The organism is Roseburia sp. OM02-15 (assembly GCF_003481835.1).
Taxonomy (GTDB): domain Bacteria; phylum Bacillota; class Clostridia; order Lachnospirales; family Lachnospiraceae; genus Eubacterium_I; species Eubacterium_I ramulus_A.
Window position 1 is genome coordinate 1 of the sequence record NZ_QULX01000033.1, and the last position, 17,413, is coordinate 17,413.

At 37.7% G+C, this 17,413-nt stretch carries 11 protein-coding genes and 1 pseudogene; all 12 read left to right on the forward strand.

All coding sequences use genetic code 11. The features are described from left to right. Positions 1 to 112 precede the first annotated feature (112 nt). The 12 genes and pseudogenes from DXB15_RS16120 (at position 113) to DXB15_RS16175 (ending at position 17,345) form a co-directional block, all read left to right on the forward strand. On the forward strand, positions 113 to 2,008 hold the full coding sequence (locus DXB15_RS16120; RefSeq protein ID WP_243115682.1) for an HsdM family class I SAM-dependent methyltransferase: 1,896 nt from the start codon (positions 113 to 115) through the stop codon (positions 2,006 to 2,008). Then, positions 2,008 to 3,381 (forward strand): restriction endonuclease subunit S, encoded by a 1,374-nt coding sequence (locus tag DXB15_RS16125; RefSeq protein ID WP_118703494.1) that lies wholly within the window; start codon positions 2,008 to 2,010, stop codon positions 3,379 to 3,381. Before DXB15_RS16120 ends, DXB15_RS16125 begins: the two co-directional genes overlap by 1 nt. A 2-nt stretch (positions 3,382 to 3,383) precedes the next feature. Further along, on the forward strand, positions 3,384 to 6,437 hold the full coding sequence (locus DXB15_RS16130) for a type I restriction endonuclease subunit R (protein WP_118703495.1): 3,054 nt from the start codon (positions 3,384 to 3,386) through the stop codon (positions 6,435 to 6,437). 15 nt (positions 6,438 to 6,452) lie between these two features. Continuing rightward, positions 6,453 to 7,382, forward strand: a complete 930-nt coding sequence (locus DXB15_RS16135) for a HamA C-terminal domain-containing protein (RefSeq protein WP_118703496.1) — start codon at positions 6,453 to 6,455, stop codon at positions 7,380 to 7,382. Further along, positions 7,379 to 10,018, forward strand: a complete 2,640-nt coding sequence (locus DXB15_RS16140; RefSeq protein ID WP_118703497.1) for a DEAD/DEAH box helicase — start codon at positions 7,379 to 7,381, stop codon at positions 10,016 to 10,018. The genes DXB15_RS16135 and DXB15_RS16140 overlap by 4 nt, the downstream gene beginning before the upstream one ends. Then, positions 10,018 to 11,838: a DUF262 domain-containing protein gene (locus DXB15_RS16145; RefSeq protein ID WP_118703498.1), complete on the forward strand. Its 1,821-nt coding sequence runs from the start codon at positions 10,018 to 10,020 to the stop codon at positions 11,836 to 11,838. The genes DXB15_RS16140 and DXB15_RS16145 overlap by 1 nt, the downstream gene beginning before the upstream one ends. A gap of 23 nt (positions 11,839 to 11,861) precedes the next feature. Next, complete coding sequence (locus DXB15_RS16150) at positions 11,862 to 13,211, forward strand: SEC-C metal-binding domain-containing protein (protein ID WP_118703499.1); 1,350 nt, start codon at positions 11,862 to 11,864, stop codon at positions 13,209 to 13,211. A gap of 64 nt (positions 13,212 to 13,275) precedes the next feature. Continuing rightward, entirely contained in the window at positions 13,276 to 14,313 is a 1,038-nt protein-coding gene (locus tag DXB15_RS16155; protein ID WP_118703500.1) for a virulence RhuM family protein, read from the forward strand. A 375-nt stretch (positions 14,314 to 14,688) separates the two neighbouring features. Continuing rightward, positions 14,689 to 15,006: pseudogene (locus DXB15_RS16160) on the forward strand (23S rRNA (uracil-5-)-methyltransferase RumA); the annotation flags it as partial. A 31-nt stretch (positions 15,007 to 15,037) separates the two neighbouring features. Next, positions 15,038 to 15,409: a TnpV protein gene (locus tag DXB15_RS16165; RefSeq protein WP_118703501.1), complete on the forward strand. Its 372-nt coding sequence runs from the start codon at positions 15,038 to 15,040 to the stop codon at positions 15,407 to 15,409. Between the two features lie 322 nt (positions 15,410 to 15,731). After that, positions 15,732 to 16,493: a helix-turn-helix domain-containing protein gene (locus tag DXB15_RS16170; RefSeq protein ID WP_118703502.1), complete on the forward strand. Its 762-nt coding sequence runs from the start codon at positions 15,732 to 15,734 to the stop codon at positions 16,491 to 16,493. 435 nt (positions 16,494 to 16,928) lie between these two features. Then, entirely contained in the window at positions 16,929 to 17,345 is a 417-nt protein-coding gene (locus DXB15_RS16175; protein WP_019160999.1) for a YjdF family protein, read from the forward strand. Positions 17,346 to 17,413: the final 68 nt, after the last annotated feature.

Genomic DNA, 17,413 nt, shown 5'->3' on the forward strand with positions numbered 1-17,413 from the left:
GTAAGTTAAGATGAGGAAAACCTCATTTTAACTTGTACTAAATCTTGACATAGGACCAGATTGTTTAAGGGATGTATATGTACGTGGTAAGTATCGTGACGTAATTCTCCCGATGACAGTTATTCGTCGTTTGGATGCAATGTTAGAAGATACAAAAACAGACGTTCTTAAAATGAAAGATACTATGGATAAGGCTGGTATTACAAACCAGTGGCCGGCCCTGTGCAATGCTGCAGATCAGGCGTTTTGTAATGCTTCTCCGTTCTTGCTGAAAGATCTGACAAGTCGTGCAAAGAAACAGACACTTAAAGCTGATTTTGAAGCATATCTTGATGGTTTTTCTCCTAACGTTCAGGAAATTTTGGAGAAATTCAAGTTTCGTAATCAGATTGACACAATGAGTGATGCAGACATTCTTGGTGCTGTTATTGAAAAGTTTGTTTCTCCGACCATCAACCTGAGCCCAAAGCCAGTCTATACGGACGATACAATGACTACCATCAAGCTACCAGCGTTGGATAATCATGGAATGGGGACTATTTTTGAAGAACTGATTCGTAAGTTTAATGAAGAAAATAACGAGGAAGCAGGTGAACACTGGACACCTCGTGATGTTGTTGAACTAATGGCTGACCTTATTATTGTTCCGGTAGCAGATCAGATTATGGATGCAACATATTCATGTTATGATGGAGCTTGTGGAACAGGGGGCATGCTCACTGTAGCGCAAGATAGACTTTTGAATATTGCAAAAAGACGTGGTAAAAATGTTTCTATTCATTTGTTTGGACAAGAAGTTCAGCCTGAAACATATGCTATTTGTAAAGCTGATATGCTTTTGAAAGGTGATGGAGATCAAGCGGATCATATTGCTTATGGTTCCACATTGTCTGCAGATGGAAATGCAACTCGCCAGTTTGATTTTATGCTAGCAAATCCCCCTTATGGAAAGAGCTGGAAAACCGATGCCGAAAAAATGGGAGGTAAAAAGGATATTCTTGATAGCAGATTTAATGCTTATCTGGAAGATGGAACTCAACTTTCGATGATTCCGAGAACCAGTGATGGGCAGCTGTTGTTCCTTCTGAACAATGTCTCAAAAATGAAGAAAGATACTCCTCTAGGAAGTAGAATTGCGGAAGTTCATAATGGATCTTCTATTTTTACAGGCGACGCTGGTAGCGGAGAAAGCAATGCACGTAGATATCTTATTGAAAACGACCTTGTTGAGGCTATCATCGCACTTCCTGAAAACATGTTCTACAATACAGGAATTGGTACGTTTATTTGGATTCTTTCTAATAAAAAAGAAGAACGTAGAAAGGGCAAGATTCAGTTGATAGACGCAACTGCTATGAAGTCACCACTTCGTAAAAATATGGGTAAAAAGAACTGCGAGTTCACACCTGACATTCGTAAAGAGATTATGCGTATCTTTCTTGATATGGAAGAAAGTGAAGTTAGCAAGATATTTGATAATAATGACTTTGCTTATTGGAATGTAACTGTAGAAAGACCTCTTCGTTTAAGAGTGTTCCCAGAACGCATGATTCCTACGGATACTTTCAAGAAAACGGATGAATACGAGACAGTAACGGCTGCCATTGCAAAAGCCTCTGCTACTGCTCCACTTGATGATTGGATAGCGTTTGCAAAAGCGACAAAGCTCAAGAAAGCACAACTTAATAAAGTGCGTCCATTTATTACTGAGAAAGATGCAACCGCTGTAGCCACCAATGAGCCAGACACTGAACTTCGTGACACTGAGAATATCCCATTCACATACGAAGGCGGAATCGAAGCATTTATGCAAAACGAAGTTCTTACCTACGCTCCAGATGCTTATATTGATGAGAAAAAGACACAGATTGGCTACGAAATCAGCTTTACAAAGTATTTCTACAAGCCAGTAGAACTTCGTGAAATGTCAGAAATTATAAAAAGTCTTAACTCACTGGAAAAAGAAGCGGATGGAATGATGGCTGATATTATGGGAGGAATTTTATAATGGGTGAATACAAATCTATGGTAGAGGCTCCCACTGGTTGGCTTGGATCAATACCCGAACATTGGGAGTGTAAAAAGATCGGTTCTCTTTTCTCTGAAAGGAAAACAAAAGTATCCGATGCGGACTATTCACCTTTGTCAGTAACAAAGCTGGGAATAGTACCGCAGTTGGCTAATGCTGCAAAATCCAACTCTGGAGATAATAGAAAACTTGTTTGTTCAGGGGATTTTGTAATTAATAGCCGTTCTGACAGAAAAGGATCATGTGGTGTATCTGAATTAGATGGTTCGGTATCTTTGATAAACATAGTATTAACTCCAAGGAACAGTTGGGACAACAAGTATGTGCATTATCTTATGCGTAGTCAGCCATTTTCTGAGGAGTATTACCATTATGGTCGAGGAATTGTTGCAGATCTTTGGACTACAAGATACAGTGAAATGAAGAATATTCTTTTACCTGTCCCTCCACACGATGAACAAGAACAAATCGTTCGCTTTTTGGACTGGAAAGTTTCTGGAATTAATAAGCTAATAAATATTAAGAAAAAAGAGATTGAAAGTCTATGTGAATTGCGAAATTCAACAATAGACAGTGGGATTTTACATGGGTTTCATCATGGTGACATGAAGTCTAGTGGAATATATTGGCTTGGTGATATTCCATCGACATGGGAAGTTATGCCGATCAAGAGAGTTGCAAAGATTAATGCTTCTGTAGCAGATATTGTAAAAGTTTTGGATGACGAAGAGTTGCTCACGTTTTTACCAATGGAAAATGTTTCAGAGCGCGGAGAAATTGATTGTTCTATTAAAAGACCGTTAAAGGAAATTAAATCTGGGTATTCATCTTTCGCAAAAGGCGATGTTGTTGTAGCAAAGATAACTCCTTGTTTTGAGAATGGAAAAGGTGCATGTCTGGATACACTCGATACTGAAATTGGCTTTGGAACCACAGAATTCATTAATTTAAGACCTGGTGACGAAATTTTGTCACGTTATTTATACATGATAACAATGACGCAGCACTTTAGAAAATTAGGTGAACGCGTAATGACTGGTTCCGCAGGACAAAAGAGAATTTCTGCAAATTATATTAAGAATTTCACACTTGGCATTCCAGTAATAAAGGAACAAGAAGAAATCTTAAAGAAATTAGATTCAACATTATCAAAGATTGATGAATTGATTGAAATAAAAAAGTCGGAAATTTCTGGTTTGCACGAATTAAAGAATAGACTTATCTCAGACGTAGTGACAGGTAATATAGATGTTCGTGACATAGAAATACCGGAATATGAATTTACAGATGAATCTGCAGATAGTGATTTAGGAGATGTAGATTTTGATGTAGACGAGGAACAGGAGGATTAGGTATGCAATTTTCAAATACCAAAGAAGACGGTTTAGAATCTATAATCGTCAATTGGCTTGTTAATCAGAATGATTATGAACAAGGAACGAATGTTGATTACAATCGCGATTATGCCATTGATGAGACAAGATTATTCCGCTTTCTTCAGGATACGCAGCCGGATGCATTAAAGAAGCTTGGTGTATTCAAAACTGATATAAAAAAGAAACAGTTTCTGAATCGCCTGCAGGGTGAAATTGCAAAGAGAGGTGTCATTGACGTACTTCGTAATGGAGTGAAGGTATATCCGACAAATTTGATTATGTTTTATCTTACGCCTACAGAAAATAATGCTAAGGCGAAAGAAATGTACGAGAAGAATATTTTCAGTATAACTCGCCAGCTGATGTATTCAAATGATTCTACAAGACTGGCACTGGATATGTGTATATTTATCAATGGACTTCCAGTTATCACTTTTGAGTTGAAGAACCAGCTCACGAAGCAGAATGTTGATGACGCAGTTCAACAGTACAAGGATGATCGTGATCCACGAGAGCTATTGTTTCAGTTCAAACGTTGTATGGTGCATTTTGCTGTGGATGATGCACGTGTTAAGTTCTGTACGAAATTGGATGGGAAGAAGAGTTGGTTTCTCCCATTTGATAAAGGTTACAACGATGGAGCTGGTAATCCGCCAAACCCAGATGGACTTATGACGGATTATCTTTGGAAGAAGATTCTTACTAAGGATAAACTTAGTCGCATCATTGAAAATTATGCACAGGTTGTTATTGAAGAAGATCCTGAAACCAAGAAAAAATCAGCAAAGCAGATTTTTCCTCGTTATCATCAGTTGGATTGTGTAGAAAAACTACTTGCAGACGTTAAAACTAATGGTGTGGGAAAGAGATATCTGATTCAGCATAGTGCAGGCTCCGGGAAATCTAATTCAATAGCATGGTTGGCGCATCAGCTTATTGGCCTTGAAAAAGATGGACATCCAATGATTGATTCTGTACTTGTTGTTACGGACCGTCGCATCCTTGATAAGCAGATTCGAGACAATATCAAGCAGTTCATGCAGGTGGCTAATACGGTTGCATGGGCAGAACATTCAGGTGATCTAAGAAAAGCTATTCAAGATGGAAAAAGAATTATCATTACAACAGTAGAAAAATTTCCGTATGTTGTGCCTGATATTGGAGCCACGCATAAAACAAATCATTTCGCAGTTATCATTGATGAGGCTCATTCCGGCCAAAATGGACGGAACTCTGCACAGATGAACTTGGCCCTTTCAGGCCTTGCTTCGGAAGACGAAATGGATAATGAAGATAAAATAAATGCTATGATGGAAGGCCGTAAATTGCTTCCGAATGCCAGTTATTTTGCATTTACAGCAACTCCAAAGAACAAGACATTGGAGACTTTTGGCACACTTGTTGTTGATGAAAACGGCAATCCTGTTTTGAACGAAGATGGAGAAGCGCAGCACAGACCGTTCCACTCGTACACAATGAAACAGGCAATTCAAGAAGGCTTTATTCTTGATGTGCTGAAATATTACACACCAATTTCAAGCTACTATAAGTTGATGAAGACGGTGCAGGATGATCCGATGTTTGATAAGAAACGTGCCCAGAAAAAGCTACGTGCTTTTGTCGAAAGTGATAGCTATACTATCTCACAGAAAGCAGAAATGATGGTTGAACATTTCCACGAGCAGGTTATTTCAAAGGGAAAGATCGGTGGACAAGCCCGTGCTATGGTTGTAACATCGAGTATTCCTCGTTGTATAGAATATTACTATGCAATTAATAAATGCCTTTCAGCCAGACACAGTCCTTATAAGACAATCGTTGCTTTCTCTGGTGAGCATAAATATCAAGATCAAGAACCTGCGTTAACATCTGCTGGATTAAACGGTTTTCCAGATGCGAAGATTCCAAAGATGCTTAAGACCGATCCATACCGGATGCTTATTGTTGCTGATATGTTCCAGACTGGTTTCGATGAGCCTCTGTTACATACGATGTACGTAGATAAGATGCTTTATGATATTAAGGCTGTTCAGACATTGTCTAGGTTGAATAGATGTCATCCGCAGAAACATGATACTTTCGTGCTGGATTTTGCAAATAGTCCTGACATGATAGAGAAGTCTTTCTCTAGATATTATAGAACAACATTGCTTTCTGGTGAAACTGACCCTAATAAGTTGTATGATTTGATAGCGACAATGGAAGAATATCAGGTCTATTCAGAGGAAAATGTAGAACAGCTGGTAAATCTGTATCTTGATGGTGCAGAAAGGGATAAACTTGACCCTATTCTTGATACATGCGCTGTGATTTATAAGAATTTGGATACAGAAGACCAGATTAAGTTCAAGAGCTCGGCAAAGGCTTTTTGTCGAACATATGGCTTTCTTGGAGCAATTCTTCCATATGGAAATGCCGAATGGGAACGCTTATCTATTTTCCTGAATCTGCTTATTCCGAAACTTCCGTCACCACGCGATGATGATTTTTCGGAGGGAATTTTAGATGTTATTGATCTTGATAGCTATAGGCTGGAGGCACAAGAGTCAATGTCAATTAAGTTGGCAGATGAAGATGCAGAGGTCGCACCTGTTCCAGCAGGGAAAAGTGGTCATATCGTAAATCCGGAAATGGACCTGCTTTCAATTATTCTAAGTGACTTTAACGATATGTTTGGAAATATTGACTGGAAAGAACCTGACAACGTTAGACGTCAGATTGTAGCAATTCCGGACATGGTGGCAAAAGATGAACGCTATCAAAATGCAATGAAAAATTCTGATAAACAAAATGCTCGTATGGAAAGTGAACGAGCTTTGCAGCAGGTCATCTTCACGGTGATGGCCGACAATATGGAGTTATTCAAACAATTTCAGGACAATACGTCCTTTAAGAAATGGCTCTCAGATATGGTATTTAATATGACTTATGATCCTAAGAGTGGCTCAAAGATTGTTGAATACCCACAAGTTAAATCAACCGCAAGTATGGTAGCTGAGTCGCCTACACCATACGGAGCAGAAAAAGAATAATGAAGGAGGCGCAGCATGAGCGATAATTTATCTAAAACTGTACATGGAGATTTTGACGCGGTATTTTGTGAAGTAACACAATCATGCCCGGTATCGTGGATAACGCAAGGAGAGCTGCGCCTTTTTCATTTGAATATTCGTAACAATAAGTTCAATCCGGAAGAAATGAAAAAACTCTTATATCGAAATATAGGTGACTATGTGTTCTCTCGTGCTAAAATCGAGCATTTCAAAGTTACGGGAGATGCTTTTGCAATTGTATCGCAGGCCTTGAGAGTACTTCAAAAGAATGGAGGAGCGGATATAAAAGGCACAGGCTCTGAGCTTGGAGAACTGTTACTGTATTCATTTTTAGAGGAAAAACTAAAAGCACCAAAGCTTATGAGTCGGGTGGAGCTTTCTACTGATGCAAAGCAGTATGCAAGCTCATGTGATGGAATTCATCTGCTGACAAGTGGTGTATCAGGAATGCCATATCATCAGGTGGTGTTTGGGGCTTCTAGTATTGTTGGAGATCTAACATATGCAATTGATGCTGCCTTTGAGAGCATTGTTGAGATAGAAAAGAACGAAGACAAAGAACTGCATATGGTGGACAACGTCATATTTGACAGGCTTCTAAATGATGACGAAGTTGAGCTTGCAAAACAGATTTTTGTCCCTTCGCCTAATCCAACGGTTAATTATAATACCTCATATGGGATTTTCTTGGGCTATACAATTGGATTGGACCCAAACCAATATAGTGTCGCAGAGTTTCCAGGAATAGTAGAGGAAAAGATGCGGGAGGATATTCGTCGTAACATTGATTACATTCTTCAGAAAATCAGAGATAATAATTTAAATTTGCATTCATTCTATTTTTATGTTCTGCCTTTCAATGATGGCGAAACGGATAAGAAGGACATTATGGAAGCGGTATTGAAAGGAGATGTTGACCTATGAGTGATAAGAAAACATTAGGTGAAGCTATATTTGTCGACATTGAAAGCAATGCCTATTTAAATGAACTTCATGAGAATATTCTGTTTAATTACGCACTAAAACTCTTTCAGATTCAAGCTAGGCAAAAAGAATATAATCTGAAGGATGTACTTAGATTTGCAGATTTACTGTCGAAATTGACTCATCCGACCAATAGTGATAGCCATAAGATGTGGGCTCAAGAATTAATTATCTTGTTGAATGAGTTGCATCCAGAAGACGGCTTGGTGAAGCTATATGCTGGTTCTGTTTTTTCGAGTGCTGGCAACCATCAAGGTTTGCAGATTATCAATTCTGAATATCAGGATATTAATGTGTTTGAAAAGATATTTGAACAGTTCAGAAATGATTATTTGACGATTCCAGCAGCACCGGAAATGAAATTTTTCAGCGCTCAAAAAGAAGCATATGATCATTTGACAGATCCATGTTTTAGTTATTCTGGTCCAACATCGATGGGAAAGTCTTTTATAATGAGAATGTTTATCAAAGACGAAATTCTACGTGGGGCGAAGAAAAACTATGCGCTTATAGTGCCGACCAAAGCACTAATCAACGAAGTCCGGTCTAAAATAATTAACGATCTGGAAGATAACCTTAAACGGTGTAATTATAGAGTTGTAACTGCGGCAAGCGACATTGCATTGGAAGAAAATCATAATTTTATTTTTGTACTTACTCCAGAGCGTTTGCTTTATTTGCTGATTAGCAATCCATCATTGGAAGTAGATTATCTATTTGTTGATGAAGCACACAAACTTTCAGGAAAAAATAGCAGAGGTCCATTCTACTATAAAGTAGTTGATATGCTGTTGCAGAAGGAGAAGAAACCTCATTTTATTTTTGCATCACCGAATATTCCTAATCCACAGGTTTATTTACGATTAATGAATGAAGCTATTGAAAGTAGTGATGAGAGTAAACTGGCTACTACATATTCTCCGGTTGTGCAGATAAAGTTTCTTATGGATCTTATCAATAATAATATTTCGGTCTATAACGAGAGAACAAACCATCGTATTCAGATTGCTTCTATAAAAAAGTCAGACGTCACTCTTAATGATATGCTGTTATTGTTTGAAGGTAAAAATTTACGATTACCGCCAGAAAAGCGCAGTCAAACTATTGTGTATTACAATGGTCGCGCAAAGGCAATAGCCGCAGCAAGGAGCTTTGCTGAATCAAGAGGTATTCTTGATAAGAATGATCCGGAACTAGATTCACTTTCAAAAGATATTATGCAGGAAGTGCACGGAGATTATTATCTCGCCAGCATGATAAAGAAGGGCGTAGCTTATCATATTGGGTATTTGCCTGCTTCCATACGTACTCGTATAGAAGATTTGTTTCAAAAGGGAAATATCACCATAATGTTTTGCACAAGCACACTTCTTGAGGGTGTTAATTTACCTGCTGATAATCTTTTTATTACAGACAATAAAATTTTTAGAAGAAAAATGAATCCGGTGGATTTTAGGAACTTGATTGGTAGAGTTGGTCGTATCAGCTATAACCTATATGGAAATGTATTTTTCGTTTCAGATGAAAAGTCTGTATCATCGGAAAGCTATATTGAGATGCTTCAAGAGCCGATACCGGAACAAGAACTGTCAATTGAAAGTAATCCTCAAGCTCTCAAACGAATAGAAAAGAAATATATTGCAGAAATCCTTAAGAGTGGTAGTTCGGAAATTCCAAAGCGCAGAGAAGACCAATCGGAAGAATCCTATGTAATGATGCGTAAGTTTGGTCTTATTCTTTTAAGAGATATTATGGAAGAACGTGATAGCCTTGTGCATAGAGAATTTGCAGATTTTTTAACAGTGGAGGATGAATGCCAGATTAGAGAAAAATTTAATAATTCACCTACGCTACCAGATGACGATATTAACACTTCCGTAGATCAAACGAAGAAGCTTATTATAGCTATTAAGAATGGTTTGGAATATCCGTCCTCTAAAAACGGATTTAAATATGATGACATTATTGGCTTTTTCAATCAGTTATCTCAGATATTTGATTGGTCAATTTACGAAAAGTCTACACTTGGAAATGAATCAAAAAGAAAATGGTATGCAGTAATACTTTCTCAATGGATGGAAGGTTCTGGACTGAGTTATATTATGCAAAGAGCAATAGATTATCATAAGCAGCATCCGGAAAATTTTAGAGTGTCAGCATACCAGCCGCCAACTATTTATAATGATAACTCGAAGGAACACAGGAATGTGGTGTTTGCGGATACGCTAGAAGCCATTGAAAACATTGTGCTTTTTAGCATTTCAAACTATTTTTTGAGGTTCTCTAATGAATATAAAAAGATTCATGGCGTTGATGAGTTTGATAATAACTGGTATGAATATGTCGAGTTTGGAACTACGAATCCATTAACGATTTTATTGCAGCGAAATGGCTTTTCAAGAGAGTCAGCAACTTTTATCAAAAAACATAAGAATGAGTATGTGGTCCATGATGGAAGCACGGATGAGCTAAGATTACGCTTATCTTTGTTGAATTGTGGCAATACAAGTGTGATGACAGAAGCAGCAAGTATTAGATTCAATGCTCCGAAACTGTTTCTGGAGGAGGAAGACTAATGAAAAAGATAGAAGGTTCACCAAAGAATCTCAAGCAGCTTTTGCAGAATACAAAATATTCAATTCACTACTATCAGCGTGAGTATATGTGGCAGAGAAAGCATATTGAAGAACTGATAGACGATTTAACTTCGGAATTTTTAGAGTATTATCATCCTGGAGATTCTAGGCTGGCAGTTGCTGATTATGGAGCGTATTTTATGGGTTCCATTGTATTAGCTGGTAGGGAGAATGCTATTATCGATGGTCAGCAAAGATTCTCATCTTTGACATTGCTACTGATGTATCTTAATAACAGATTAAAGAGCATCGGTCAGAGTTATAACATGATTGAAACCATGATTTTCTCTGAGTCCTTTGGCTCGAAGTCTTTTAATATCAATGTCGATGACCGGCAGGATTGTATGAATGCAATTTTCAACGATACTGACTTTGATACTACTGGTACTGGTGAGTCCGTAAAAAATCTATATGGTCGTTATCAAGATATTCAGGATGTTTTCCCGGCAGACATTACAGATGATATGTTGCTGCATTTTTGTGATTGGGTTGCAGAAAAAGTATTCTTTATTGAGATTGTAGCAACAACAGAACAGGACGCTCATAAGATATTCGTTACAATGAATGACCGTGGTTTGAGTTTGACATCCACCGAAATGTTGAAGGGCTATTTGCTTTCGGAGATAAAATCTGACTCTATACGAGAAAAAATGAATGGCCTTTGGAAAGAAAAAGTTCTTACTTTGAAGAAGGACGATGATAAAGGCGATGAGACCTTTATTAAGGCATGGTTGAGAGCTCACTATGCAGAAACAATTCGTGAAACAAAAGCTGGTGCAGTAAATAAGGATTTTGATATCATCGGCGGTTCCTTCCACAAATGGGTACGAGATGAACGTGATAAGCTGGGACTTAATGGTTCCGACGACTTTGAATTGTTTATAAAGAAATTTGCAAAATTCGCAGAGGTTTATGAACGTATTCGTCAGGCAGAAACAACCTTTGCTGAAGAAACAAAATATGTATATTACAATGCTCAGGTTAATTTCACATTACAGCCACAGCTTTTATTGGCTCCTGTATGCTATGAGGATTCATGGCCGGTTATTATTGAGAAGATTAATCTGGTAGCAAGATTTATTGATGTTTTGATTGTATCCAGAGTAACAAATTACCGCTCTGTTGATTACAGTACAATCAAAAACTTTGTCTTTAATGTAACGAAGGATATCCGCATGACAGATATTTCTACATTGAAACAGAAATTAGAACAGCAGTATATCAATCTCGCATTTGACCCGGCAGCAGCATTAAGTGATTTAAGACTTAACAGCTTTACTAAAAAATACATTAAGAACATCCTTGCACGTATCACAGGATTTATTGAAGAACAGACTGGTGTTGCATCAAACTACTGCAATTACATGAACACTCAAACAAAGAATCCATTTGAGATTGAGCACATTATTACAGACCATTATGAATGGTTTACCGCGGAATATTCTGACCAAGACGATTTCAGACGTTGGAGAAATAGCATCGGTGCGTTATTGCTTCTTCATAAGAGCATCAATGCAAGCTTAAATGATGCAAAGTATGATTACAAACTGAAAAAATACTGTTCCAATGAGGGAAATATCTATACTGAATCACTTGGCGATTTGGCATATCAGAATAATCCCAAATTTAAGAAGTTCGTTTTAGATAATAATCTTGGCTTCAAATCGTATGATTCATTTGGTAAGAATGAAATTACTGAAAGAATAGCAGTACTCATTGACTTGGTAAAACTCGTTTGGAACGATGATATGTTCATGTAATCCAGCGAAAGGAGGCAGGTTTTATGGTTTTTAATACTTTTATAAAATGTCAGGTTTGCGGATGTATTACTAGAGTTCGTTTGCAAGTTGGCTGGCAAGAAGAACATCCGATAGAAGTAGCATGCGGTAAATGTGGAACCTCCTTGTCTGGTAGCGTGAAGATAGGGCAGGATCGTCCGGGGTTAAGTTTTTCTTTTGATAATGCTGATGAAGTTCAGGACGAAAATGCGGATTACATTATTGAGTGTTCTGGTGAATTTCCTACCTTAAAACAAGTAGAAGCAGCTGATTTAGAGAGGCTAGTGATTACACCGTTTATTCGATATATGAATTGTATGAAAACGAATGACTCTTATGAGGAATTTGGACAAGATGTGTCTAAGTTGAATGCAACTGCTAAAAAGTGGAAGAACTATAAAAGAATTCTCAATTTAGCAAAAAACAATAGCGAATACTTAACTCAAGAGATTCAAAAGGAGTTTTCCGGTCATTTTTTTCAATGTCGAGATGAATCTGAAACATTGAGAGCTGTCCACATGATTGAAGTACATGGATTTTATTCATCATTAAGAAAAGATATCCTTAATGACCTTTCGTTTAGCGCTGGAATATTGAAAATGGATTCAGCACAAATGAAGGACCTGATTGATTTCCTTAATTCTCATGATGGATTCCGCCTTGAAGAATTACAGGAACTGATCTACAAGGTCTACGATGAGTTTATGGTCGTATATCAAAGACTTATACCTGCATTGGCTATACAATACTGTAAAGATAATTCTTTTGATTTTGAATACGAAGGTTCCACAACGAGCAGTTTTGATAGTGTAAAACAGTTTTATCTGGATGTTTATGAGGCGTTAGGTAATTTGATGATTATCCCTGTTGCTCTTAACAATATTAAGTATAGGTCTGACATCAATGCTATGAATCCAATTGAGAAAAATGTAAAGTCTTTAGAGGATTATATTAAACTCACAAAAGCATCAAGATATCATTTTTGCTTGGATTCTGAGGACTATACAGGCTTTTTGAAAATCCTCGTGAATGCGAAATTGAGAAACGCTATCGGTCATAATGATGTTGAATACAATTCAGTAGACCAGCTGATAACTTATATTCCTAATCCGAAAGATAGAACAAAAAAGAAAACAGAATATTTACTTGAATTTGAAAATGAGGCAATGCGTATGTTTCAAGCTATATTGGGAGTCTCTGAATATTTGTATCGTCTGAGGAAACTTGAACTTATGCATGATGGAAAAATTCCTATTATGGTTCAGGAAAGAGCAAATTGGCCGAAGAAGATAGGCCGCAATGAATTGTGTCCATGCGGAAGCGGAAAGAAGTATAAGCGTTGTCATGGGCGATGAGAGTATACAGAAATTCGTTCATTGTTTATTATAGAGTGATTTATCGAAGAAGGAGGTCTCATATTTGAAAAAGAAAAAAGATGAAATAACCATCCGTTCCAGTGCAGCGGAATATCTGACCTATGTTGCCTCTGTTGGCGATCAGCAGGACAGCATTGAGATGCGCTATGAGGATGAGAATATATGGCTGACACAGAAGATGATGGCCACATTGTATGATGTCGGCACTAACACTATAAATTATCATATTAAGAAAATATTCGAGGATAGCGAACTGCAGGAGGATTCAGTTATTCGAAAATTTCGAATAACTGCCGCTGATGGAAAAAGCTACAGCACAAATCACTATTCCTTGGAGATGATAATTGCTGTTGGATTCAAGGTCAATTCTGAGCGTGCGGTGCAGTTCCGTAAATGGGTAAATCAAATTGCAAAGGACTATACCATCAAAGGATGGGTCATGGATGACGAGCGCTTGAAAAATGGTGGTTCTGTGCTCACAACGGAATACTTTGATCGTTTGCTTGAGCAGATTCGTGAGATCCGTTTGTCTGAGCGTAGATTCTATCAGAAGATAACGGACATCTATGCCACAGCACTTGATTATGACCGCACAGCAAAAACGACAAAGCAGTTTTTTGCAAAGGTCCAAAACAAGATGCATTATGCGGTTCATGGACATACAGCAGCGGAGTTAATTTATGAGCGAGCCGATGCGGATAAGCCACATATGGGACTGACCACTTGGGCAGCAGCACCGGAAGGTAAAATCGTAAAAAGTGATGTGAGCGTTGCGAAGAATTATCTTTCTGAGCAGGAAATGCGTTCATTAGAGCGTATCGTTTCGGCATACCTGGATCTGGCAGAGGATCGTGCAGAGCGTCACATTCCGATGACAATGGAGGACTGGGCAAAGCGTCTGGATTTATTCCTGATGGCAGATGACAGAGAGGTCCTTCAGGATGCAGGTAAGATCACGGCAGAGATTGCCAAGGCTAAAGCCGAGACTGAATTTGAAAAGTATCGTGTTATTCAGGACAGACTTTTTATGTCCGACTTTGATAAGTACATGCTGGAATTGGAAGAAAATGCAAAGAAATAGTTAAAATGTTTCTCTCATTCAATGCAGGATTTTCAGTTATGATAAGGTCGAGTGCATGGAAAACTGAACATCAGTTAGGTCTAAAAATAGCCGTTGACCTGTTTTTGTAGGAAGAACGGACAAGGTTGAGGCGATGGCGGTTCCTCGCAGAATTTGACTTTTACGTTGGAATCACTATAATAATAGAAACGAATAAAAAAGTTGAACTTTTTCCGTGAACAGGAGAGGTTCAGACTGTGATATGGATAGCGGAATGTATCAAGAATTTTCTGCTACAGAATTTGTGGATATGTTTCCACGAACAAACGGAGATATGTTGCTACATTTCGTATTAGTCTGAATAGATTCCTGATGACTGACATCAATCCGGACCTATCGAGCCATGTGGAGACGGTTGTTCTTTTGTCCCAACAGAAACCAGATGACACGATAGAGATCGACTTAGACTTAGATGAACTGGATGCAACCAGTGCAGAGACGAAAGCGACCTATCAGGAAATCAAAGATTATGTGCTGAAAGAATTTGGCTTGAAGGTTTCAAATTTATATATTTCTCAAATCAAAAGGAAATGTGGAATCGAAGTAGGAGAGAACTATAATCTGCCAAAGACAGAAAATCCAAAAGTGCCACAGTGTCCGAAAGAGAAAGAAGATGCTATCAAGGCTGCCCTGAAATATTTTGCGATGATCTAAGGACATTGCTGATTTCAAGGAGGAATAACACATGAAAAGCACATTTGAAAAGATGGGTGGAACCTACACATTGGGAGCAGACGGAATTTACTATCCGAATCTTGTCAGTACAGATGAAGAACCGCATTATGGGAAATATGGAATGATTCGGAAAACGTATCTGAAAGAGCATCGTCCGGCAATCTATTCTCTGTATATATTGGAAGACAGATTGACAGAACATCTGAATGCTGTGGACGATGAAGCACAGGAGAGGATGGGTATTCTGGTGCGTCAGATGATGGAGAAGCAAGGCGTTACGGAAGAATTGAAAGCTCGTGATCAGATGGTGTGGGTTGGAGTTGTAAATAACATCCGGAATGTAGCGGAAGAGATTGTGTTAAAAGAATTGATTTACAGGTAAATAAAGAGCTGAACAGGTAGGAAGAAAACTCCTATTTGTTCAGCTTCTGCATTTGTAAGGGTTCAAAGAAGAATCAAATTACAATTCCATATCAGGTGACCATTTCTAAGTTCCGGAAGGTTGTTTTTTTCTGCCATGGTTATAAGTTACACAGATTTAATTACTTCATAGTATGGCTTAAAAAATATCCGAATATAACTTCACAGAAATAATTATAATGGGGAGATTATTTGATATATTTGTGCTAATATTCTGCAATTCTACTGCTAGTCGATTGATTTATGCGTACTCCCATTATAATATGTGTGCAGGAGGTGGATGTATGTATCAAATTAGTAATGAAAAATTCGGTTTATTTGTAACCGAATTAAGAAAGGAAAAGAATTTAACTCAAAAGGATTTGGCTGAAAAATTATATGTATCAGATAAAACAGTTAGCAAATGGGAACGTGGTCTTAGTATGCCCAATGTCGTATTACTCATACCAATAGCTGATATATTAGATGTTACCGTTACAGAATTGTTACGTGGAGAAAAAATAGATACACAGAAAAATATTGATACAAAAGAAGTCGAGGAATTGGTAGTAGGCTCTCTCGATATGGCTGTTAGGAATTCTATTCATCAGCATAGAAAAAACTGGATATTAGCATATTTGCTATGCTTTTTAATATCTATTACAGAAATTATTATGTTAGTCGTATCTGGGAATTCAATAGCTGAGATGAAAGATGATATATTGCTGGTTACAGGGTTAATGCTTTTATTTGGTGCATGGTTTTGTTTCTTTGCCAAAGACATATTACCAACATATTATGATGCAAACAAGATAAATTATGTTTCACAAGGAATTTTTAGAATACATCTAGTTGGTTTATCCTTTAACAACGGAAATTGGATGTACATCTGTACAACTTTAAAAATTTGGACACTTGCAACGGTTGTTCTATATCCTCTTGCAGGTATTATAATAATCAATTGTCTCAATATAGCTTTATGGGATATTTTAAGTAAAATTTTCTTAATTATGATATTAGGTGGTATGGTAGTTTCGATTTACATTATCGGGAAAAAATACGAATAATTAAATTACCTGTTATCGTTGTGGATATTACTAATTTACAACATTCTTCATGGGAAATAAGGAATGATGCAGAAGAGATTGTGTTAAGCGAATTAGCATACATTTAAAACGTGGAAAGCTCCTTCGGGAGCTTTTTTCTGGTTTTTGCTGGGTATCAAGAAAGTATATAGAAAATGCATTAATCATATGGTATGATTTGAACAGAAGATAGAATCTTAGGAAGCAAGAAGATTTTTGAGGAATGTAACTTAGAAGTTATAGAATTAAGTTAATCGTGCCATATGGCTTGATTATAAACGCAAAGATAAAAACGCAACGTACATCTTTGATGTGCCAGAGCCGGTAGGTAGCCCGGCCGTCCTATATAAATAGGGTAAGTAACCTGCCCCTCCGGGTTGTCCATTCTTTGTTCAATCAATTTTAGGAGGGATTCTTATGGACAAAGTAAATGGAAAGCTGACAGTATTTTTTGAAGAGCCGTTTTGGGTGGGAATCTTTGAACGCATCGAAGATGGTAAACTATCTGCGGCAAAGGTAACATTTGGTGCAGAGCCAAAAGATTGTGAAGTACAGGAATATATTCAAAAGTGGTACTTCAGTTTGAAATTCAGTCCGGTTGTTGAAACTGTTGTAAAGGATATCAAAAGAAATCCGAAACGGATGCAGCGGGAAGCAAAGAAGCAGATGCTGGAAATAGGCATTGGTACAAAATCGCAACAGGCGTTGAAATTACAGCAGGAACAGAACAAGCAGGAACGTAAAGAGAAAAGCCGCAAGAGAAAAGAGGCAGAAGAGCAGCGAATGTTTGAACTGAAACGGCGCAAGAAAAGAGAAAAGCATAAGGGACATTAAAGTCCCTTGCAGACTGTAGACAAACTTGGTGTTGGGTGTTATATCCAGCACCATTTTTCTTTTAAAAC